Below are 280 nucleotides of genomic sequence, written 5' to 3' on the forward strand. Positions count from 1 at the left end.
GTCCGGCGGCCCACTATCACATGGGCGGTGTGGCCGTGGATGCTGAGGGGCGCAGTTCCGTCTCGGGCCTGTGGGCCTGCGGCGAGGTTGCATGCACCGGGCTGCATGGCGCCAACCGGCTCGCCAGCAATTCGCTGGCCGAAGCCGTTGCGACAGCAGCTTGGGTTGCGGCAAGCGTCGCCAGCACCTGCGCGGGCTGGCAGTGGCCCAGGCTCCCCGCCATCGTTCCACTGCGACCCGACCCTTCATCTGTGCGCCAAATCGTCTCTAATGCGCTTGG

Annotated in this window: 1 protein-coding gene; it reads left to right on the top strand. The window is 68.2% G+C overall.

Going from position 1 to position 280, the window contains the following annotated elements; genetic code table 11:
* Positions 1-280: FAD-binding protein (locus ACWGS9_RS35750; protein ID WP_454509553.1), on the top strand; the 280-nt coding region annotated here is incomplete at both ends.

The sequence above is a fragment of the Mesorhizobium sp. Arg314 genome (assembly GCF_053714275.1).